General features: G+C 70.4%; 20 protein-coding genes and 1 pseudogene. 11 read left to right on the top strand and 10 right to left on the bottom strand.

Annotation, left to right across the window (positions count from 1 at the left end; all coding sequences use genetic code 11):
• Nucleotides 1–16 precede the first annotated feature (16 nt).
• Both BBK14_RS31695 and BBK14_RS31690 read left to right on the top strand, forming a co-directional pair.
• Nucleotides 17–1,312: pseudogene (locus BBK14_RS31695) on the top strand (APC family permease); the annotation flags it as partial.
• Between the two features lie 241 nt (nt 1,313–1,553).
• Nucleotides 1,554–2,021, top strand: coding sequence for an SRPBCC family protein (locus BBK14_RS31690; RefSeq protein ID WP_083391386.1), 468 nt, complete (start codon nt 1,554–1,556; stop codon nt 2,019–2,021).
• Nucleotides 2,022–2,137: 116 nt separating this feature from the next.
• Here BBK14_RS31690 and BBK14_RS31685 read toward each other — a convergent pair whose 3' ends face one another.
• Complete coding sequence (locus BBK14_RS31685; RefSeq protein WP_071066831.1) at nt 2,138–2,917, bottom strand: helix-turn-helix domain-containing protein; 780 nt, start codon at nt 2,915–2,917, stop codon at nt 2,138–2,140.
• Between the two features lie 84 nt (nt 2,918–3,001).
• On the opposite strand from BBK14_RS31685, the gene BBK14_RS31680 reads away from it, so the two are divergent.
• The gene (locus tag BBK14_RS31680; protein ID WP_071066830.1) at nt 3,002–3,985 is read left to right on the top strand and encodes an LLM class flavin-dependent oxidoreductase; all 984 of its coding nucleotides are present in this window, start codon (nt 3,002–3,004) and stop codon (nt 3,983–3,985) included.
• 250 nt (nt 3,986–4,235) lie between these two features.
• On the opposite strand, the gene BBK14_RS37925 is transcribed toward BBK14_RS31680, so the two are convergent.
• Nucleotides 4,236–4,754 carry a hypothetical protein gene (locus BBK14_RS37925; protein ID WP_131802479.1) on the bottom strand — a complete coding sequence of 173 codons (519 nt, stop codon included), beginning with the start codon at nt 4,752–4,754 and terminating at the stop codon, nt 4,236–4,238.
• Between the two features lie 161 nt (nt 4,755–4,915).
• Nucleotides 4,916–5,380 (bottom strand): flavodoxin family protein, encoded by a 465-nt coding sequence (locus BBK14_RS31670; RefSeq protein ID WP_071066828.1) that lies wholly within the window; start codon nt 5,378–5,380, stop codon nt 4,916–4,918.
• A 232-nt stretch (nt 5,381–5,612) separates the two neighbouring features.
• Between BBK14_RS31670 and BBK14_RS31665 the strand changes: the two genes are divergently transcribed.
• From BBK14_RS31665 to BBK14_RS31645, 4 genes are all read left to right on the top strand, one after another.
• Nucleotides 5,613–5,969 (top strand): ABC transporter permease, encoded by a 357-nt coding sequence (locus tag BBK14_RS31665; protein ID WP_071066827.1) that lies wholly within the window; start codon nt 5,613–5,615, stop codon nt 5,967–5,969.
• A gap of 280 nt (nt 5,970–6,249) precedes the next feature.
• Complete coding sequence (locus BBK14_RS31660) at nt 6,250–7,527, top strand: TIR domain-containing protein (protein WP_071066826.1); 1,278 nt, start codon at nt 6,250–6,252, stop codon at nt 7,525–7,527.
• Entirely contained in the window at nt 7,500–8,417 is a 918-nt protein-coding gene (locus BBK14_RS31655) for a PfkB family carbohydrate kinase (RefSeq protein WP_131802478.1), read from the top strand. Before BBK14_RS31660 ends, BBK14_RS31655 begins: the two co-directional genes overlap by 28 nt.
• A 297-nt stretch (nt 8,418–8,714) precedes the next feature.
• The gene (locus BBK14_RS31645) at nt 8,715–9,602 is read left to right on the top strand and encodes a DMT family transporter (RefSeq protein ID WP_071066823.1); all 888 of its coding nucleotides are present in this window, start codon (nt 8,715–8,717) and stop codon (nt 9,600–9,602) included.
• A gap of 36 nt (nt 9,603–9,638) precedes the next feature.
• Here BBK14_RS31645 and BBK14_RS31640 read toward each other — a convergent pair whose 3' ends face one another.
• The 3 genes from BBK14_RS31640 to BBK14_RS31630 form a co-directional block, all read right to left on the bottom strand.
• On the bottom strand, nt 9,639–10,673 hold the full coding sequence (locus tag BBK14_RS31640) for an AIM24 family protein (RefSeq protein WP_071066822.1): 1,035 nt from the start codon (nt 10,671–10,673) through the stop codon (nt 9,639–9,641).
• A 29-nt stretch (nt 10,674–10,702) separates the two neighbouring features.
• Nucleotides 10,703–11,380 (bottom strand): AIM24 family protein, encoded by a 678-nt coding sequence (locus BBK14_RS31635; protein ID WP_071066821.1) that lies wholly within the window; start codon nt 11,378–11,380, stop codon nt 10,703–10,705.
• Nucleotides 11,381–11,476: 96 nt separating this feature from the next.
• Complete coding sequence (locus BBK14_RS31630) at nt 11,477–13,096, bottom strand: TerD family protein (protein ID WP_071066820.1); 1,620 nt, start codon at nt 13,094–13,096, stop codon at nt 11,477–11,479.
• Between the two features lie 642 nt (nt 13,097–13,738).
• Here BBK14_RS31630 and BBK14_RS31625 point away from each other — a divergent pair.
• The gene (locus BBK14_RS31625; RefSeq protein WP_071066819.1) at nt 13,739–14,773 is read left to right on the top strand and encodes an aldo/keto reductase; all 1,035 of its coding nucleotides are present in this window, start codon (nt 13,739–13,741) and stop codon (nt 14,771–14,773) included.
• 65 nt (nt 14,774–14,838) lie between these two features.
• Here BBK14_RS31625 and BBK14_RS31620 read toward each other — a convergent pair whose 3' ends face one another.
• Both BBK14_RS31620 and fdhD read right to left on the bottom strand, forming a co-directional pair.
• Nucleotides 14,839–15,426: an Ntn hydrolase family protein gene (locus tag BBK14_RS31620; RefSeq protein WP_071066818.1), complete on the bottom strand. Its 588-nt coding sequence runs from the start codon at nt 15,424–15,426 to the stop codon at nt 14,839–14,841.
• A gap of 94 nt (nt 15,427–15,520) precedes the next feature.
• Nucleotides 15,521–16,381, bottom strand: a complete 861-nt coding sequence (gene fdhD / locus BBK14_RS31615; RefSeq protein ID WP_020459906.1) for a formate dehydrogenase accessory sulfurtransferase FdhD — start codon at nt 16,379–16,381, stop codon at nt 15,521–15,523.
• Nucleotides 16,382–16,716: 335 nt separating this feature from the next.
• Between fdhD and BBK14_RS31610 the strand changes: the two genes are divergently transcribed.
• Together BBK14_RS31610 and BBK14_RS31605 are read left to right on the top strand one after the other, a co-directional pair.
• Entirely contained in the window at nt 16,717–17,496 is a 780-nt protein-coding gene (locus BBK14_RS31610; RefSeq protein ID WP_071066817.1) for a sporulation protein, read from the top strand.
• A gap of 305 nt (nt 17,497–17,801) precedes the next feature.
• Nucleotides 17,802–18,335, top strand: coding sequence for a DNA polymerase beta domain-containing protein (locus tag BBK14_RS31605; RefSeq protein WP_241832012.1), 534 nt, complete (start codon nt 17,802–17,804; stop codon nt 18,333–18,335).
• A gap of 62 nt (nt 18,336–18,397) precedes the next feature.
• Here BBK14_RS31605 and BBK14_RS31600 read toward each other — a convergent pair whose 3' ends face one another.
• Nucleotides 18,398–18,868 carry a DUF3995 domain-containing protein gene (locus BBK14_RS31600; protein ID WP_241832011.1) on the bottom strand — a complete coding sequence of 157 codons (471 nt, stop codon included), beginning with the start codon at nt 18,866–18,868 and terminating at the stop codon, nt 18,398–18,400.
• Between BBK14_RS31600 and BBK14_RS42545 the strand changes: the two genes are divergently transcribed.
• Nucleotides 18,772–19,140 carry a Tn3 family transposase gene (locus BBK14_RS42545; RefSeq protein ID WP_116430197.1) on the top strand — a complete coding sequence of 123 codons (369 nt, stop codon included), beginning with the start codon at nt 18,772–18,774 and terminating at the stop codon, nt 19,138–19,140. The genes BBK14_RS31600 and BBK14_RS42545 overlap by 97 nt on opposite strands.
• Nucleotides 19,141–19,331: 191 nt before the next feature.
• Here the strand turns inward: BBK14_RS42545 and BBK14_RS31590 are convergent, their stop codons facing one another.
• Entirely contained in the window at nt 19,332–20,114 is a 783-nt protein-coding gene (locus tag BBK14_RS31590; RefSeq protein WP_071066815.1) for an oxidoreductase, read from the bottom strand.
• Nucleotides 20,115–20,129 lie beyond the last annotated feature (15 nt).

Here is a 20,129-nt window from a genome sequence, read left to right as displayed (position 1 = left end):
CAGGGGCACCCACACGATGAACGGGCGTCCGACCGCTATCGGCCGGACGACGGCCGGCCAAGCCCGCGGGGACAGGACAACCGATGACGAGACGGCGGTGACCGGACGAACGGCGCACGCCGCACAGCCCACCCTGGCGCGTGTCCTGAGTGGGCGGATGCTGTTGTTCCTCGTGCTCGGTGACGTCCTCGGATCGGGGATCTACGCGCTCACCGGGCAGATCGCCGCCGACGTCGGCGGGATGATCTGGGCACCGTTCCTGATCGCCTTCGCACTGGCGTTCCTCACCGGGACGGCCTACGCCGAGCTTGTCGGCAAGTACCCCCGGGCGGCCGGAGCAGCGCTCTACGCCAACGAGGCGTTCCGTCGCCCGTTTCTCACCTTCATGGTCGGCTTCACCGTGCTGGCCGCCGGGATCACCTCCACCGCCACGGCCGCGCGGGCCATCGGGGGCAAATACCTCGCGGAGTTCGTGGCGGCCCCGACGGTCGTCGTCGCGGTCGTGTTCATCCTGCTGACCGCGGTTCTCAACGCCCGTGGGATCGGGGAGTCGGCCCGGGTGAACCTTGTGCTCACCGTGATCGAGCTGACCGGGCTGTTGCTGATCGTCGGGATCGGCGTGCACGCGCTGGCTACCGGAGCGGGCGAACCGGGACGGGCCTTCGAGCTGCGTGCCGAGGGGCCTGCGCCGCTCGCCCTGCTCGCCGGCACGACGCTCGCGTTCTACGCGATGCTCGGCTTCGAGAACTCGGTGAACCTCGTCGAGGAGGCCCGCCGGCCGCGCCGGGACCTGCCCCGGGCGCTGTTCGGCGGCATGTTCATCGCCGGCACGGTCTACCTGTTCGTCGCGTTCACCTGCGCGATGCTGGTGGATCCCGACATCCTCACCGGCTCCGGTGCCCCGCTGCTGGAAGTGGTGAAGGCATCCGACGTGCCGGTGCCGTCGAAGCTGTTCGCCGCGGTCGCGCTGGTCGCGGTCGCCAACACCGCCCTGATGAACATGGTGATGGCTTCCCGTCTCGTCTACGGCATGGCTGCCCAGGGCACGATCCCGACCGTCTTCGCGCGGGTGCTGCCCGGCCGACGCACCCCGCCGATAGCGATCGGCTTCGTGACGGCCCTGACGGTGGCGCTGGCCAGCACCGGCCAGCTGGCCGGCCTTGCCGACACCACCGTCCTGCTCCTGCTGCTGGTCTTCTTCGTCGTCAACACCAGCGCGCTGGTGTTGCGTCGCGAGCCCGTCCCGCCGGGCGCCTACCGTGCCCCCACCTGGGCCCCGGCACTCGGCGCGCTGTCCTGCGCGGTGCTGGCCACCCCGCTGGTCCACCGCGAGGGCACCGTCTACCTGCGCGCCCTCGGCCTGCTCGCGCTCGCCGCCGTCCTCATCCTCGCCCAGAAAGTTGTCAGCGGCCGGTTCCGCGCGTGTGAGTTATCCGGTGCCGCCAGACCGCCCCGTCACAGCAGCCGCTTCCAGCGCAGGCCGGTCGCGATGGCCTCTACGTCGGTCGATCACACTGGGCCAGCCAGCCACGCCTTCACGCTCGACGGCCAATATGGTTCTGAAGATTTCCCCCCCACACGACACCGCCTCCGACCAGGAGATCAACATCGCTTCCATCCGACACGAAGTCGTTGTCGCCCTGCCTCCAGAAGAGGTGTGGGACGTCCTGCGCGACGTGGGAGCGGTGCATCGGCGGCTGCTACCGGGACGGGTGCTGGATGTCAGCCTCGACGGGGACGTCAGGACGCCGACCATGCCGGACGGGCACCTGGTGCGGGAGCTCATCGTCGCCGTCGATGACGAGGTACGCCGACTCGTCTACGCGGTCGTCGAGGGAGCCAGACCGCCCCTACGCCACCACCATGCCTCCTTCCAGGTCCTACCCGACGGCGACAGACACAGCCGACTTCTCTGGATCACGGACCTCCTCCCCGACAGCCTGGCGGGCCTGATCGAGGCCCGCACCGCACACGACATCAAGGAGATGAAGGAGGTACTCGAACTGTCCGCCGGCACGTGATCACGATCGTCTCCCCGTTCTGCGCGGGTGACCTTCGAGGGGCCTCGTCCACTGACTGTGGCGGGAGGCGGCCTGGAGTTCGCTGTGCTCGACGACGGCGGCCGGAGCAAGGTCGGCTACATGTTCCCGGGAGCCTGACCGGGAGTCGCGGGAGACACCGCCCCGGCGGCGACCGAGAGGGCCTTGGCCGTCGCCGGGTCGACCGGCAGGAACGCCTCCAACTTCAGCTCGGCGAGGGTCACATCGACGGCGGTGGCGAAGGTCGTCACGGTCGTCATCAGGCGCAGCTCACCGCGCGATGACCCCAGGTGAAGCGGGACGGCGAAACCGAGCTGCCCGTCGGACGGCGCCAGCTCGGGGACGTACCTCGTAAGTTCGGCGCGCAGCTCCGCCACGTGGCCGAGGCGCGCCAGGATGTGGCGCGCCCATTCGGCGAAGTTGCGGATGCGGGGCGCCAGGCCCTCTGGATGCAGCGCGAGGCGGTAGATGTTCTTGCCCGGACCGACCAGCTCAGGCGCCGCGCCCTCGGTGATCAGATCGAACGCGTCGTTCGCGGCGACCATGTCGCCGTTACGGTCCACGACCAGCGCCGGGTACGGCAGGTGCCCACGGACGATGTGGTCGATCGCGGTGCGCACAGGGGCCAACACCGGGTCGTCGAGCCGGCTCTGCGGGTAGACGGGCGCGTACCCGGCAGCCAACAGCAGCTCATTGCGCTCCCGCAGCGGCAGTTCGAGTGACTCGGCCAGGCGTACGACCATGTTCCGGCCGGGGACGGACCTGCCGGACTCGATGAAGCTGAGGTGCCGCTGGGTGGTGCCCGCCCGCAGCGCCAGGTCGAGCTGGCTGAGATGCCGGCGGGTACGGCGTTCGCGTAGCGCGCGAGGGAAGTCCACGGACCTGTTCTACCGGCAGTGGCATCCCGCGCCATTCCTCACCGGGAATTGTCGCTGTCCGCCCCGGTCACAAGCATCACTGCCATGGACATCGGTGTACTGCTTCCGACCGGAGCCGCCCAGTGGGGCGCGGACGGGGACCCTCGAGAGCTGGTCGCGTTCGGGCGCAGGGCCGAACGCCTGGGTTTCTCCTCGCTCTTCGTCAATGACTCGCTGATCAGCCCGCGTATCGAGGCGCTGACGATGTTGGCCGCGCTCGCCCCGGCGACCGAGACCGTGACCCTGGGAACGGGCGCGCTGCTGCCGTTCCTGCGAAGGCCGATCCAGGCCGCGCAGTCTTTGGCGTCGATCGACCTGCTGTCCGGCGGCCGGCTCACGGTGACGGTGGGCGCGGGCTTCCCCGGCCGTTTCGGACGGCCCTTTTACACCCTTTCCGAGGTCCCGTGGGAACGGCGCTTCGCCCGGCTGGACGAGACGGTCGCGTTGTGGCGGGCGCTGTGGAACGGTGCCGGCTCCTTCCACGGCGAGATCCTCAGGTTCGCCGGCATCCCGCCCGCGACCAGGCCGTTCCAGGCAGGCGGCCCGCCGATCTGGCTCGGCGGCGCGACCCCGGCCGCGCTGGCCCGCACCGGCCGGACGTACGACGGGTGGCTGCCCTATCCGCCCGACCCCGCCGACTACGCGTCCGGGCTGCGGAACATCCGCACGGCGGCGGCCGACGCCGGCCGCGCCGCCGAGGACATCACACCCGCGCTGTTCGTCTCGATACGAATCGATGACGACGTCGAGCGCGGCCGGCGGGCGCTGGACGACTACGCGCGGGCCGCCTACGGGATGCCGCTGGAGGAGCTGGAAAAGATCCAGGCGGTGGTCACCGGCTCCGCCGGCCAGGTCCTCGAGGGCTTGGACCGGTACGTCGCCGGCGGCGCACGCCACATCGTCACCCGCCTTGGTGCTCTGGACCTGCGCTCCCAGTTCGACCAGCTGGAGCGGATCGGCGCCCTGATCCCCGCCCTCCGGGCATCAGCGGATCACGCGTCCGCACCGGGAGGGTCTGACCGTCCGTAAGGCCTCACACTCGATCGCTGTCACGACAGCGTCGTGCGTCGCCGTGTGTGTGAATGTCTCGTCCACACCCCGATCTTCGCAGACGGGACGGCCGTGCGGCATTCACCTCCGCCCGCGTCGCGATCCGCACCGGGCGCGCGGGGCGGCCACACGTCGCAGCCGCCCACAACCCTCCGGCGGCGGCATCGCCCCGGAATCCTCGAGCGACGCGTGCTATCAGCCGACGCGAACCTCGATACCTGCAGTTAGATCAACGGATGCAGACGCAGCTACATATTCGTCCTTCCAGCTTCCTCGCGGTCTTGCTGCTGATGGCAGCCGTGTCGGCGGCGTGCTCCTCGGACGGCGCGGACGCCGGAGCGCAGGCGCACTCGCCTTCTCCGACGCGCTCCCCTGCTTCGATCGGCCCGTCCACGCCGTCACCCACCTCAGCATCACCGACAATGCCGGTCGCGAAGGACGGGACGGATCTGAACGCGTGTACCGACGGTGAATGCGAGGTCCAGGTCACGGCCCCGACAGACATCGCACTCCCGGCAACATCCGGCGCCACCGAGATCCATGTGACCCTCATCGAGAAGGACACGGTGCACATGGTCATCGTGCTCGATGGCGGAAATTTCAGCTCCGATGGCGGCTGCACATCGACCCTGAGCGTGAGCACGACGGCGTCTTCCCAGCTGACCTGCCACAACGGCGAGAGGAACACGTCGAATGGAGTAACCGTCGAGGTCGGCGGGATCGCCAGTCCGACGGCGGTGATCCGCATTCGGACCACCTCATGGCCGTCATGATCGGATGCCGCGACCGACAGCGCAGCGCGTCACGCCCGGCCGCCGCAGGCGGGCCGGCGGGCGAGGGCGGCCGGAAACGGGTGTCCTGACCATCGCCGGGCCCTGCCGGGCCGGGCGGGCAGCCGGTCCGTGCCGATCAAACTGGCATCAGACTGGCCGCCGTCGTCGCGCCGAGTTCCCAGCAGGCCTCGCGGGCTGCGGCGTCCAGGTCGCCGACGACGCTGACCGGGTCGCGCAGCCGCTTCCAGCGGAGGCCGGTCGCGATCGACTCCACCGCCCGGACAGCACCAGTCGTGTCGTTGTTGCCGTGCACGTACAGGGCGTAGGAACGACCCACCGTAGCGTCCAGACACGGATAGTAGATCTGGTCGAAGAAGTGCTTGAGCGCGCCCGACATGTAGCCGATGTTGGCAGGTGTGCCGAGCAGGTAGCCGTCGGCGGCGAGGACGTCGACCGCTGTCGCGGCCAGCGCCGGACGGACGACGACGTCGACACCCTCGATCGCGTCATCCCGGGCGCCGACGAGCACCGCCTCCAACATCACCTGCATCGTCGGTGACGGGGTGTGGTGGACGACCAGGAGCATCGGCATCGCGGCCATGTTATGGCCCCGGTGGGGCGGCAGCCGCGGCCGACCGCGCGCACCTCGGCGAGGGCGGCGGGGTCCAGGACGCGCTCGCCGATCTGGAGGAGTCCCTGAAGGACGGGCGGGGGCGCGGTGGCGGATCCGCGCCTGAGCCAAGCCGTCGGTCAGCCGCGTCAACCGGTCCGCCGACGACCCTCACGCATCAGGTCGCCTCTGGCCCCACCGACGCGGCGGGATCGCCGGCGAGGTGGCGGACCAGCCGCCGCATCAGCTCGCTGTAGCGGGCCTGGAAGCCGGTTCCGCCTGGTCGGCCGCGCTCGGAGTCACCCTGCGCGACATCGGCAGCCTCGCCGCCGTGGTCACCGGGCTGCAGCTGCCGCTCACCCTGCTGTCCGGCGTCCTGCTCCCGCTGTCCCTCGCGCCCGGTTGGCTGCGCGGCCTCGCTCACCTCGACCCGCTCTACTACACGGTCCAGGCCGCGCGCCTGCTGTCCGTCGGGATCGTGTCAGACCGGACGGTCGCCGAGGGCTTCCTCGTGGTCGGCGCTCTCACCTGGCTCACGCTCACCTGGKCAGTCCGCACCTTCCGCACAGCTACGACCTAGGAACCAGATGTGTCCCCGGCGGCGTACGCGCCAGTACCGACGTGAGGCGGAGCAACACCGCCTGCCGCAGACGTACGCCGCGTTGCGGGACTCGACCGGCGCGGAATCTTACCAGTACACCCTCGGATCCATCCAATCGACTACGGGCCTGGACGGCCATTTTGGCGCCGACCCGGTTGAACGCACCGGGATCCCGACGAGATACGGGCACTTTCGCGGCACGTGCGGGTACCATACGTCGCAGCACCGATTCTGATCTTCGCGACGGGKCGGAGTCCGCATGGCCGTCTTCATCAGCTATCACAGCAGCAAAAAGGCCGTCGTACAGCATCTGGCCGCCTACTTCGCCCGCCACACGATCACTACCTGGTACGCCCCCCGCGACGTCCCGCCAGGGTCAGACTGGGATGCCGAGATCTCACGGGCCATCAAAAACTCGACTGCCCTCGTCTTACTGTTCTGTTCGTCCGCCGACTCGAGTATGCACGTGAAGAGGGAAATACTACTCGCAGACAAAGCGCGCATACCGATCTACTGGGTGCGACTCGAGAAGGTCGAACCCGAGAAACTGGGATACTTTCTGAACGCAACCCAGTGGATCGACTGGCTCGACAAGCGCGACACCACACTCGACACGCTTGTTCAGGACCTCAAGAGCCCGGTCTCGCCGGGCAGAGTTCTGGAACCGAACGAGATCGATCGGACGGCCCTGCCCGCGACGGAGGCCCCGGTCGAGGGATGGCCGGCCGAGTTCATCGCCTTCGAGAATGAAAGGGTCGCGGCCGACGCTGCCGCACACAGCTATTTTCGCATTGCACAGGAATCGCCGGACCGGAGCCTTGTCCTGCCCACCGGAAGAGCCGCCACACAGCTCTTCCGAGGGATGCTCCGAGTAGCCGGAGACTACGCACCACGCCCTTTCGGTGACGCACGTCTCGTTTCAGACACCGAGACCTTCGGCGTGCACGAGCGCCACTACACGTCACGCACTCGCCACGTGGTCGAGACCTTGATCGAGCCACTGAACGAGAAAGGGCTGGGCCCGAGCGAGAGTCAGCTGAATCTCTTGACGGGTCAGATAACAGACGACGATCCCATCCTCCGGACGCAACGAGTGCTGCGGCTCTGGCCACCCGCAGTGCACGCCGTGTCGGTCTCCCCTGCCGGCGAGGTGCTCGGCTACGAGGTCGGTTCGTACTCCGACCCCGAAGAGATCGTCAGCGACGGCTGTCGAATCGTGGAGCTGAGCGAGCAGGGCAGGAAGTACATCGATCCGAACCAGCCGTCACGTTCCGTGATCACGGTGGGTCTCGGCACGGCCCTCGAGTCCCCGGGACTCATGGTCCTCGGATTCGACCGGAGCAAGGCACGGATCATTCACCAGATGGCCCACTATCCGGAGACGGCCGGGATTCCCGCGACGCTGCTGCGCCGACACGACCATGCCGTGACCGTGGGGACGCGAGCGGTAGCCGAGGCCGCGGACATCAAGAACGCGCGCGTGCCCGCGTCCGCCGAGGAGGGTTGCGAGTGGATTCTTCACAGGTTCAGCCAGTGAGGTCGCCTGTCATCGCCATGGTCGGCATGGTGACGATCGACTATCTGTACGTGCTGGAGAGCCACCCGGTCGAGGGCAGCACCAATGCGGCAAAGGCCCACCGTGTCGTCGCTGGCGGGCCAGCGGGACGGAGTGCGATCGCCGCCGGACGCCTCGGCGGCGATGTCCGCGTTCTGGGGATGTGCGGAAATGATCTGCATGCCGACGTCCTGCGAGCCGAGTTCGGCCGTGAACCGCTGAGCCTGACCCTTTTCCCCGAAGACCAGCCGAGCCAGCACTCCTGCGTGATGGTCGCCGACGAAAGCGGCAGCCGCACCATCATCTGGACGCCTCAGCCACGGGTGAACCACCGGCTTCTCGATGCAGTGGACGATACTCTCCGCGGTGCGGCGGCGGCCCTGCTGGACTGTACCGATCCGGTGCTCAGCCGAGCCGCGATCGATTCCTGCCGCAAGTTCGAAATACCCGTGATCATCGATACAGGATCGTACCGGGAGTCAAGTGAAGAGTTTCTTTCTGGAGTAGATTACATCATCGCCCCGGAGAAGTTCTTCAGCGCAAGGCACCCCGAGGAGAGCCTCGAGGACGGCATGCGCAAGGTCTACTCCGATTTTCAGCCGGCGGTGCTTGCCGCAACGCGTGGTGAACTGGGCGGAATTTACCTGGACGCCTCCGGCGCACACTCGTACGACCCCCATCCGGTAACGGTGGTCGACAGCTGTGGCGCAGGCGACACCTTCCACGGCGCCTTCACCTGGGCAATTGCGACCGGAGCGTCGACGGAAGAAGCCTTCCGTATCGCGTCCTGGACCGCGGCGCGGAAATGTTCGGCGCTCGGGAACGACGGCCTCCCCGACGCCGCGACTTTTTCTGCCTCACGGGAAATATAGACACCGCACCATTACTTCGCCGGCACGCCCTCGCACCTCGGCATGCCGAGGCGGACGGCGGCGGGCGCCGATGGAAGTGATCCCACCTGGGTGGATGCCGTTGTCTTCGTCAGCGCGTCGTGTTCGGTGCTCGGTGGTCCGGCGGGGGTGGGGCCGGTCGCGCCGATCCGGGCATGCGCCGAGGTCAGCGGGTTGGCCSGGGCCGCCTGGTGGCCATCCTGCGCGGTTCGCTCCTGTTCTGTGACAATTCCGATCCCGTGATCTTGGCTGTCCGGTAGCCATCCTGGTTGGGTGACCATGCCCGCCGTCGTCCCTGTCAGTCTGCTGGCGTCCTTTCTGTTCGCCTCATCCGCCGCCCTGCAGCAACGCGCCGCCGGACGGAGCAGTTTCGCGAAGCGGGTGGACAGCGCACACGCCGTGCCCGGAGTCGGGCTGCTGGCCGAGCTCGTCCAGGACAGGCTGTGGGTGCTGGGCTGGACGGCGAACATCAGCGGGTTCTGCGTGCAGGCCGCCGCGCTGCACCTGGGGTCGGTGGCCGAGGTGCAGCCGCTGATGGTCTGCCAGCTGCTGTTCGCGCTCCCGCTCGGCCTGATCGGCACGGGCCGGCGGATGTCCGCCACGGCCTGGTGGGGTGCGGCGGGGATCTGCGCCGGGCTGGCCGCCCTGCTGTCGGCCCGGGGCGACCTGCCGGCGGCGGGCGGGGTCGACCGGCCACGGCTGCTCCTCACCATCGGGGCGATGGTGCTCGTCGCCGGGGTGCTGACCATGGTCTCACTCGGCCGGTCGCCCACCGCCCGGGCCGTGCTGTTCGGGGTGGCCGCGGGCATGGTCTACGCGCTGACCGCCGTCCTCATGAAGGAATCCGCGGACCGGCTCGTGACGGACGGCTTCGTGGCGACGGCGGCCGACTGGTGTGGCTTCGGGCTCGCCGCGGCCACGCTGTCCAGCCTGCTCCTCGGGCAGGCCGCCTACGCCAGCGGACCGCTCGCCCCCGCGCTCACCGCCATGAACATCACCAACCCGATGATCTCCTGCCTGCTGGCGGTGCTGCTCTACGCCGCCCCGGTGCCGAGCACCGCCTTCCAGCTCCTCGGCGTCACCGTGGGCGCCGGGCTGATCGTCACCGGAGTCGTGCTGCTGGCCCGCACGCCCACGCTGCCCCGCCCCAGCAGCCAGCTGCCCTGACAGCCGGGCCGAGGCCGGGCAGGGGCGCGAGCCCGGTCAGTGGCGGCCCTGGTTCCCGAACAGTCCACCGAAGCCGCCGGACCCGCCGCCGCCGAAGCCACCGAACCCGCCCTGGCCCCCGCCGTGCCCTCCGTGACCGCCGCCGCCCTGCCCGCCGAGCTGGTTGCCGGCGAACCCGCCCTGGCCGAGGCCGAACTGCCCGGCCAGGCCGGAGCCGGCGAGCGCGTTGTAAGGCGGCAGCAGCTCGCAGGGCTGGACGATCACATAGCCCTCACCGGAGAACTGGAGCTGCCAGCTCTCCCCGGTGTTGCCCCGCGGCTTCCAGGCCGCGCTGGAGGTGACCGCGGCCTGCATCGAGACCTGCAGGCTCGACGACCAGCCGACGACGGCGTCGGCGTCCGCGAAGTAGTAGTTCTGGGTGGTCACCCGCATCACCAGCGGGGCGCCCGAGGTGCACACGACGGCCTGGCCGTTGCCGCGCAGCTCGATCTGGTAACCGCCGACGCCGGCGATGCCCACCTGGCTGTCGACACGGACGAGATCCCAGTTCAGGCCGGCGTCGAACGCGAGCACGTTCTTGCCGTCCACGGTCAGGCCGTCACCCGCCAGGTCGAGGATGTGGATGTCCTGGGCCTGGTTGGCGAGGTAGACCGTGCCGGAGCCGGCGACGTTCATCAGGTTCAGGCCCTCGCCGCCGCTGAAGAAGCTGCGGAACCGGGAGCCCCAGCCCTCCCAGCGGGCGTCGAAGGTCGCGGCGCCCTGGTAGGCGACCATGGCGCCGCGCCGGGCGTAGAACTCGCGCATCCCCTGCGCGCCGAGGGTCGCCTTGAGCATCTTGCCGTTCTGCAGGGCGAACCGCTCGCCGCTGGTGACCTCGGGGTTGCCGAGCAGGCTGCTGCGGATCCCTCCCGCCGGCCCACCGGGGCCTCCTGGCGGCATCCCCCCGGGGGGCATCCCACCCGGAGGCATCCCTCCGGGCATGCCGGGACCGGGTCCGGGCGGAAACCCGCCAGGGGGCATCCCACCGGGCATCCCGCCGGGCTGGCCGCCGTACATCCCGCCGTGCGTCATGATCAGATCCTCTCACCCACGCCGGCGGATCAGCCGCGTGCCGAGAACGAGGGCCGCTCGTCCTCGCTCGGCTGCACCACGACGAAGCCCTGGCCGGAGAAGCCGAGCTGGAACGCCTCACCCGAACCGCGCCCGATCAGCCCGCCGAGCCGGGCGGTGCGCCTCGGCTCGACCCGCAGGCCGTCGGTATAGGCGACGAGGGCGTCGGTGTCGACGAACGTCGGCGCCTCCCGGGTGTCCAGCATGATCGGGTTGCCCTTGGCCGTCAGCGCCACCCAGCCGTGGCCGCGGACCACGACGTTGAACATGCCCATGCCGGAGAGCATGTTCACGCCCTTGACCCGCTCGATCCCCCACTGCAGGTTCGCGTCGAAGGCCAGGACGTTCTTGCCGTTGATGGACAGGCCCTCGCCGGCGAGCTGGGCGACGATGACCTCCTTGCCGTAGTCGGCCAGGTAGAGCAGCCCCTGACCGGTCGCGGTCATCAGCGGGACGCCCTCGCCCGTGGCCCAGGAGGACGCGATCCGCCCGAGCTGCGGCGGCTGCGGGTTGAAGTCGATCAGGCCCTCGTAGGCGATCATCGAGCCGACCCGGGCGAACAGGTCCTGGCCCGGCTGCATGACCACCTTGGCGATCTTGGACCCGTGCCTGCTCATCCGGTCCATGATCGGAGTCGGGCCGTAGTTGTTCATCAGGCTGCCCTGCACGGCCTGCTCCCCTCTTCCCGCGCACCCGCGGGAACGCCCGGGATCGCCCCGGCGCGCATCTCAGCCATCCCGGCGCGCATCTGCGACCTCATAGGGTCAGACCTCATACGGCTGGACGACGACGAAGTGGCCGGCGAACCCCATGAACTGCAACGCGAACGACTCGCCGCTGGCTCCCGCGTAGATCTGGCGGGAGATGCGGACCTGGGTGGACACGCTCACCCGCATGCCGGACGTCCACGCCACCAGTGCGTTCATGTCGGCGAACGTGGGACCGGCGACGTTGAGGGTCATCGGCGTGCCCTTGGTCATCACGACGACCGACCCGGGCCCGGAGACCTCGAAGTGGAAGAAGCCGCCGCCGGGGATGCCGGGGCTCTCGATGCGTCGGACCTCCGAGCGCACGGTGGCGTCCATCGCCAGCAGGTTCTTCGAGTTGATGCACAGCGACTGGTTGCCGAGCTCGACGATGTGCAGGTCGGCGGCGTCCTGGGCAAGGAAGACCTCGCCGTCGCCCTTGCACGTCATGAGCTTGAGGCCCTGGCCGGTGAGCTTCTCCTCGATCAGCCCGCGGATCCCGCCGCTCTTGTAGTCGAACTCGATGTTGCCCTGGTAGGCGACCATCGAACCGCGCAGCGCCAGCGCCTCCGGGCCCAGGGTGACCTTGACCAGCTTGCTGTTCTGCTGGGTCCAGCGCCCCGCGGTCGGCACCTCGCGGTACGGGTTGAGGCTGTTCATGGCACCGGGCTGGACGGGGCGAGCCTGCGACGGCAGGACCTCCGTGGGCCCGAACCCGCCCGGCATCGGCTGACCAAATGGCTGCTGGCCGGGCATCGGGTGGCCCGGCGCCGGTTGGCCGGGCGCGCCGAACCCCTGGGCGCCGGGCATCGCCGGCGGGGGCGGCGGCTGGCCGTAGCCCTGCTGCACGCCGCCAGCCTGGCCGTACGCCGGCTGCGGCTGACCGTAGCCCTGGCCGGGATGCGCCGGCGCCGGCGGGGGCGGGGGCGGGGGCGGCTGACCGTAGCCCTGGCCGGGATGAGTCGGCGCCGGCGGGGGCGGTCCCCCGGGCGGGGCACCGAAGCCCGGGGCGGCAGGTGGCTTCTGCTGGTCGAAAGCGGGGGCGGGCGGGGCGCCGAACCCGGGTACGCCGCCCGCCGGCGGGCCGGCGGGCGCGGGGGTCGGCTCGGGCTCGTCGGCCACTTCGCCGCCGAAGCTGCGGATCAGCTCCGCCAGCCCGCCCCGGAACCCCTGGCCGACCGCGGCCACGCGCCAGACACCCTTGCGGTAGACGTCGCCGATCATGACCGCGCGCTCGTCGGAGAAGTCCGCGCCGGTGAACGCGTAGCGGAGCACCTCCGTACCACCGGCCACGATGCGCAGGTAACCGGACGTGATCTGCGCGGCGCTGCCCGGGCCGTCCAGCGCCGCGCAGAACGACAGCTTCTGGATCGCGTCGGGGACCTTGTCGAGCGTCACCCGGAACGACTGGGTGTCACCGGACTGGGCGCCGAGGAGCTGGATCGAGGACTCGGGCGAGTTCGGCTGGTTGAAGAAGACGAAGTACCGGTCGTCGGAGAGCCGGCCGGCGCCGTCCAGCCCGAAACAGGACACGTCCCATTCGCCCGGCGCGTTGATCTGGATCCCGATGTACAGATCGGTGCCAGCGGTGATCGCCGACAGTTGGGACTTCTGCCCTCGACTGAACTGCGTTGCCACCGCGCTCCCTCCCGTCAGCGTGCCGGCTGAATCGGCGCGCGAGCGTCGCGCGCGTGGCCCGACCGCACCCGCACGAACCGGACTGTCCGGAAAACTAGCAGCCCGGACGGCCCCCGGCAGAACCTGTCCGTTCCCGGAGCGCTGTCGGACCGCGGACACACAGCGCGCCACCGCCTCCGCCTCCACGCCCCGGGCCTGACGGCCGGCCGTGCCGCCGTCGCGCCGTGGCGCCGGGGCGCCGTGGCGCCGGGGCGCCGGGGGTACGGCCACCGGGCCGGCGATCCCCAACCCCGATGACCACAGCGACCTCCGACCACAGCAGTCCAGTCCGGGATATACCACCATCTATTAGACAAAACGCCCATTGCATCAGGCGGCCTACTTGCCCTTTGCTGACCTTCTCGCCCTATCAGGCTGGAATCAGCCGACATCGACCCCCGAAACGGCGAGGAAGAAACCAAACGGCGAGAGGGCAGAGCCGAATACCAGGACAGGAGCTGCGCGAGCGGCTCGTCCTGCCGGCCAGCCGCCGAGGACGGGCCTGCCACGGCTGCGCATCCGACCCCACCGGCGCCCATCACGCCCCATGACACAACGGACTCCGCCCTCGCCCCGGGTGCGCACCTGGCGTTGACTGTTCTCATGCGCTACGCGGCAGGCGTCTCCACCACGAAGAAGATCTCCAAGATCGGGCTCGGGACCTGGCAGTTCGGCTCGCGGGAGTGGGGCTACGGCTCCGCCTACGCACAGACCGACGCGGCCCTGATCGTCCGGCGCGCCCTGGAACTCGGCGTGACGCTGTTCGACACGGCCGAGATGTACGCCTTCGGGCGCAGCGAACGCATTCTCGGCCAGGCGCTGGCGGCCGCCCCTGGCGACGGGGTGCACCCGGGAACCGACAAGTCGATCGTCGAGACGGCCGTGCCACCGGAGGCGGCGTTCATCGCCACCAAGATCTTCCCGGTGCTGCCACTGGCCCCGGTCGTCGAGCAGCGCGCGGTCGGCAGCGCCAACCGGCTCGGCGTGCGCACGATCGACCTGTACCAGGTGCACCAGCCCAACCCCGTCATCCGGGACGGCACGACGATGCGCGGGATGGCCGCGCTGCGCCGGGTCGGCCTCGTCGACGAGGTCGGGGTCAGCAACTACTCGCTCGAGCGCTGGCGCGCCGCCGAGGCCGCGCTCGGTGACCGCGTCCTGTCCAACCAGGTCCAGTACAGCCTGGTGCGCCGCGAGCCGGAGCGTGACCTGCTGCCGTACGCCCGCCGGGAAGGACGCCTGATCATCGCCTACAGCCCGCTGGCGCAGGGCCTGCTCTCCGGGCGCTACGACGTCACGAGCCGGCCCACCGGCGCCGTGCGGATGGCGAACCCGCTGTTTCTCACCGAGAACCTGGCCCGGCTGACGCCCCTGCTGGACACGCTGCGCGAGGTCGGGGCGGCGCACGGCGCCAGCGCGTCACAGATCGCGCTGGCGTGGGTGATCCACCATCCGTCGGTGGTCGCGATCCCGGGGGCGTCGAGCGTGGCCCAGGTGGAGAGCAACGCGGCGGCCGCCGACATCGAGCTGACCGACGCCGAGTACGACGCGCTGACCTCGGCCGCGGAGAACTTCCAGCCGCTGACCGGCCCCGCCTCGTGGGCGGCCGTCGCGGCGGAGCGGATGCGCCGCCCCTGACCACCGACCGCGATTGCCTGAGCCGCGGCTCAGGCAATCGCGGCTGTGAGCGGGCCGGCACCGGGTTACATGAGTGGCTGACCGCCGTGCTCGCCGGGGTCGTGGCCGCCGCCGTCGTGAGCGTCGTCGGAGAGGATGTGGAACGGCGGGCAGACCCCGGTCGAGTGGTGGGCGGCGGCCTCCAGGGCCTTGCGGACCCGTTCCTCGGGCTCCTCCCCCACCGTGCTGTGCAGCGACCCGCGCGCGTACTCCTCGCCGCAGCCCGCCGCGTCGTAGTTGTCGAGGGTGCGGCCGATCTGGTAGTCGGAGTCGATCCGGTACAGCTGCCCCCGGATACCCACGAGGAACAGCCCACCCGACTCGTTGCCGGCGTCGTTGCGGGCGAAACCGCCGTCGCGCAGGCAGTCACGGACGACCGAGACGAACTCGGTCGCCATGAAGCGGTCGAGGTCCCAGCTGTGCGGCACGGGCGGGACGAGGCTGTACCGAAGCAGCTGCCCCATCCGGAACGAGTCCGTGAAGCCCATGACGAACTCGCCGTTGCGGAAGACCTTCGTATCCGCCCGGACCGTGATCGACCAGCCGGCTACGCCGGCGCTGTCTCCCCCGATCACGACCCGTCCGTCGTGCTCCACACCGACGATGCAGGTCACGGTTGAGGATGCTATCCGGTGCTTCGGACGGCCCGGCGACCTCGTCCCCTTCGTCCGCTTCCGACATGCCCAGATCCCATCCCGGGACGGGATCTCACCGGGCCGCGGCGACCGCCGGCAGGATCACCCGGTGCGTCCCGGCGTAGAGGTTCATCGACGACCCGCGGACGAACCCGGCAAGTGTCATCCCGGACTCCTCCGCCAGGTCGACGGCGAGCGCCGACGGCGCCGACACCGCGGCGAGCACCGGGATCCCGGCCAGCAGCGCCTTCTGCACCAGCTCGAACGACGCCCGGCCGCTGACCAGCAGCACCAGCCCCCGCAGTGGCACCATCCCCGCCCGCGCCGCCCACCCGACGACCTTGTCGACCGCGTTGTGCCGGCCGACGTCCTCGCGCACCGCCAGCACCTCGCCGTCGGCGTCGGCGAGGGCGGCGGCGTGCAGGCCGCCGGTCGTCGCGAACAGCCGCTGCGCGCGGCGCAGCCGTCCCGGCAGGTCGACGAGCACCTCGGCGGTGATGCGCAGCGGGTCGTCGCGGATCTCGTACCGCCCGCGCAGCCGCACGGCGTCGATGCTCGCCCGCCCGCACACCCCGCACGAGCTCGTGGTGTAGAAGTTCCGCCGCAGGTCGACCTCCGGCTCGGGCACGCCGGGGGCGAGAGTCACGTCCAGCACGTTGTAGGTCAGCCGGCCCTCGCCGTCGACGGCGCCCTCGCTGCCGGCGCAGTAGCGCATGCCCGCGACGTCCGCGGCGGTCGCGATCAGGCCCTCCCCGATCAGGAAGCCCACGGCGAGGTCCATGTCGTCGCCCGGGGTCCGCATGGTGACCGCCAGGGGCTGGCCGCCGACCCGGATCTCGAGCGGTTCCTCCCCGACGACGGTGTCGGGCCGAAGCGTCGGCTCCGCCCCCAGAGTCACCCGCATGACCCGGCGTCGCGCGCTTGCTCGCCCCATAGCGACACGGTCCCCCAGGAGGGACGAGAAATCCATCATGTCGAGCCTTCGACGCCACGTTCACGGCATCCTCGGCGATCGCATCAGGACGGACCGAGCGCGTCGGGACACCCGACCGGAAAACCATCCACCGTCAGCCAGAGCCCGCTATTCCGGGCCAGGTGACGTTTGTGGGACGGGGGACGTCCGGGGCGCGGCAGGGGTGTCTGTTCGGCGACGCGAGGCGGCGGGGCGGCGTGCACCTGCTACAGCTATGGGGCGGAGTGTGGGGCTGTGGGATCGTCACTGCCCGCCACGGGACGATCGGGACTCTCGAACGAAAGGGTTGAAGAGGGATGGGAATGAAGCGGTTCATGTCGCGGCTCGGGGTCGGCGCCGCCGAGGTGGAGACCGTGCTGGACCGTCCGGACGCACTGCCCGGCGCAGTGGTGACCGGACTGACCACCATCAAGGGTGGCAAGGTCGAGCAGGAGATCGAGAAGGTGCTCGTCGCGCTGGAGGCGACGGTCGAGGTCGAGACCGACGACTCCACCTGGTACGAGCAGGTGACCTTCGGTACGCAACAGATCGGCGGTGGCTTCGTCATCCAGCCCGGGCAGGAGCAGTCCGGGCGCTTCGAGCTGCCGGTGCCGTGGCAGACGCCGATCACGGATGTCGCCGGCTGGCACCTGCGCGGGATGAAGATCGGCGTGCGGACGACGCTGTCGATCCCCGGCGCGCTGGACCCGGGTGACCTGGACCCGGTGTCGGTGCACCCGCTGCCCGTGCAGGAGGCGGTGCTCGCCGCGCTCGGCGACCTGGGCTTCCACTTCCACACCGCGGACGTCGAGAAGGGCCGCCTGCAGGGCTCCGACCTACCCTTCTACCAGGAGATCGAGCTCAAGCCGTCCGGCGAGTACGCCCGGCGGATCAAGGAGCTGGAGGTCACCTTCCTCGTCGACGGCAACGGGATGGACGTCGTCCTGGAGGCGGACCGCCGCGGCGGGCTGCTCTCCTCCGGCGGCGACCAGCTCAGCCGGTTCCGGGTCGGCCACCACGACACCGACCGCCACCAGCTCGCCGGCGCGCTGCACCAGCAGCTGCAGGCCCTCGGCGCGCGCCGCGGCTGGTTCTGACCGGGCCACGGTCTGGTGCCGACCGGGCCGTGCCGGATGCCGGCCGGCGTCTGCCGGACTGGGCCGGTCACCACACGGGGTGAGCACCATGAACGATGATCGTTTCCTCGACGAAGTGGCCCGGGAGCTGATCGGGCTGCCCGCCGTCGAGGCGGTGGCGCTCGGTGGCTCGCGCGCCCAGGCAACCCAGCGAGCGAACAGCGACTGGGACTTCGCGATCTACTACCGCGACCGCTTCGACCCGCACGCTCCGAGACCTCGGTCACGAGGGTGCGGTATCGGAGGTCGGCGGCTGGGGCGGCGGTGTGTTCAACGGCGGCGCGTGGCTGACCATCGCCGGCCGATCCGTGGACGTCCACTACCGTGATCTCGCCGTCGTGGAGGAGCAGCTCACGAGGGCCGAATGCGGTGAGTTCCACATCGAGCCGCTGATGTTCCATCTGGCCGGCATCCCCAGCTGTCTCGTGGTCGGCGAACTCGCGGTCAACCGGGTGCTGTTCGGATCGCTGCCCAGGCCGGCCTATCCCGAGGCGCTGCGCCGCTCGGCACCGCCGGTCTGGTCCGGCCGGGCGGCGCTGACCCTCGGGTATGCCGAGCGCAACCACGCACCGTATGGGCGCTCGGCCCAGTGTGCGGGTCTGCTCGCGGTCGCCGCGTCGGAGTACGCGCACGCGATCCTCGCCGCGCGCGGCGAATGGGTCACCAACGAGAAGCAGTTGCTGGACCGCGCCGGGATACGCGAGGTGGACGGCATCATCGCCGGCCTGACCGTCGATCCCGTCGCCCTCGCCGGGGCCGTGAACGCCGTGCGCGCCTTCGGGAGCTCGATGCTGCGGTAACCGACGGGGCCCCGTCGCAGCTACCCGGGAGCCTTGTTCCGACCAGCAACGCGGACGAGCTCCTAGCCGGCCGGCGCCGCGTCCTGGGCGGCGTCCGCGCGGTCGAGCAGGACGCCGGCGGCGGACAGGCCCGCCAGGCCCAGGCACAGCGGCGAGTAGAAGCGTCGGTCCAGCCTGCGGAACCGGTCGGAGACGGAGCCCCGGGAGACCAGGTCGGTCCGGCCGGCCGCTCCCAGCAGCCCACGGCTCGCGAGCACCACGGCGACGCCGGTCACGCCGGCGCGGTGCGGGGCGTCCAGGCGCGGTATGCGGCGGGGCGGGTGCGCGACGACGGCGGCCGCCGCGACCAGCGCACCCGCGACGGCGAAACACTGACCGGCGCCGGGCACGGCCGGCCGGCCGACGACGGCGTCGGCGAGCGCCGCCCGGTCGGCCAGTGGCCAGCTCGACCCGGCGCCCCAGGCCGCGTGGAGGACCCCGGCTCCCGCCAGGCCCGCCGCGCCCGTCCACCGACTCACCGCCGCGATGCTCACGCCCGCAGTCTGGCACGGTCACGGCTCCCGGCCACCTGGCCGGGGTCGTTGTCGGTGAGCACGAGAAGACCGCGAAGTTCAACGCCCTGGCCGCCAACGCGGCCATCTTCCACAATGCCCTGGACATCGCCGAGATCGTGCGCCAGCTCCAGGAGGAGGGCCACGTCATCGCCCCCGAAGATCTCGCCCACATCTCGCCGTACCTGACCGCGCACATCCGCCGCTTCGGTGAGGCCCACGCACTCCGGTGGATGCCACCGACCAGTCCCTAACCGAAGGATCACTCTATGCCCGCTGAGCAGTGCGGACGCTGGGCCAGCGCCGACACCGCCGGCGGGCTGCGGCCGTTCCACGACCCGGCTGGMGACCAGGAAACGGAGGACGCGTAGGCGGCCACCGGCATTCGCCCAAGACCTGCAGGCCGGGTCCCGAACGTATGCCAGTGTCCCCCCCGTCGTGCGCCTCACACCGTCTTGATGCCACCGCCCTCAATGAGGTAGTCGGCGCCGGTCATGCTTGCCGCGCGGTCCGAGGCGAGGAAGGCGACGACGGCCGCGACCTCGTCGGGTTCGACCATGCGGCCGGTGGTCATGCCCATCGCCATGGGCACCCCGGACACGAACTCGCGGTGCCCGACGCCGTTCGCCTCGGCGAGGCGGGCGCCGAAGCCGTCAGCGTCCTCCCACATGCCGGTACGCGTCGGGCCGGGGGAGACGGTGTTCACGCGTACGCCCTGGGGTCCGAATTCCTCGGACAGCGCTTTGCCGAAAGCGTTGAGGCCCGCCTTTGCGACGCCGTACTCGATCGGGCCCGTGCCGGGCAGGCGCGCGCTCATCGACGAGATGTTCACTACCGAGCCGCGGCGTTCCAGGATGCTCGGCAGCAGTCGTCGGGTGACCCGGACCGTGCCGAACAGATTGACCTCGAAGCTTTGCGCCCATAGGGCGTCGTCGGTCGCGAGGAACCCGTTCAGGGTGAACGCGTCTCCGCCGCCGAGGTTGTTGACCAGGATGTCCACGCCGCCGAGTTCGGCAAGCGCTTGCGCCTCCAACTCCTCGGCGCCTTCCGGCGTACTGAGGTCGACCGCGACCGGGTGGGCGCCGGCATCCTTCAGTTCGGCCGTGATCGTGCGGGCCGCACCGACTACGCGGACCCCCTCTGCGATGAGCTGCCATGTGATCGCGAGGCCGACACCTCGGCTGGCCCCGGTGACGACCGCTGTCTTGCCGACGAGATTGAGCTCCATGTCAGACTCCTTGCA

The organism is Parafrankia soli (genome assembly GCF_001854695.1).
In the GTDB taxonomy this organism is placed as follows: domain Bacteria; phylum Actinomycetota; class Actinomycetes; order Frankiales; family Frankiaceae; genus Parafrankia; species Parafrankia soli.
The sequence above is the reverse complement of the archived record's forward strand: the minus strand, read 5'-3'. Positions and strand labels throughout refer to the sequence as shown.

Excerpts from the sequence above, each read along its gene's own strand:
- BBK14_RS31625 (WP_071066819.1), top strand. The coding sequence starts at position 13,739 with ATGCGCTACGCGGCAGGCGTCTCCACCACGAAGAAGATCTCCAAGATC.
- BBK14_RS31590 (WP_071066815.1), bottom strand. The coding sequence starts at position 20,114 with ATGGAGCTCAATCTCGTCGGCAAGACAGCGGTCGTCACCGGGGCCAGC.
- BBK14_RS31670 (WP_071066828.1), bottom strand. The coding sequence starts at position 5,380 with ATGGCCGCGATGCCGATGCTCCTGGTCGTCCACCACACCCCGTCACCG.
- BBK14_RS31610 (WP_071066817.1), top strand. The coding sequence starts at position 16,717 with ATGGGAATGAAGCGGTTCATGTCGCGGCTCGGGGTCGGCGCCGCCGAG.
- BBK14_RS31690 (WP_083391386.1), top strand. The coding sequence starts at position 1,554 with ATGGTTCTGAAGATTTCCCCCCCACACGACACCGCCTCCGACCAGGAG.
- fdhD (WP_020459906.1), bottom strand. The coding sequence starts at position 16,381 with ATGGGGCGAGCAAGCGCGCGACGCCGGGTCATGCGGGTGACTCTGGGG.
- BBK14_RS31640 (WP_071066822.1), bottom strand. The coding sequence starts at position 10,673 with ATGACGCACGGCGGGATGTACGGCGGCCAGCCCGGCGGGATGCCCGGT.
- BBK14_RS31645 (WP_071066823.1), top strand. The coding sequence starts at position 8,715 with ATGCCCGCCGTCGTCCCTGTCAGTCTGCTGGCGTCCTTTCTGTTCGCC.
- BBK14_RS37925 (WP_131802479.1), bottom strand. The coding sequence starts at position 4,754 with ATGCGGATCACCGCCGTCGGACTGGCGATCCCGCCGACCTCGACGGTT.
- BBK14_RS31680 (WP_071066830.1), top strand. The coding sequence starts at position 3,002 with ATGGACATCGGTGTACTGCTTCCGACCGGAGCCGCCCAGTGGGGCGCG.
- BBK14_RS31660 (WP_071066826.1), top strand. The coding sequence starts at position 6,250 with ATGGCCGTCTTCATCAGCTATCACAGCAGCAAAAAGGCCGTCGTACAG.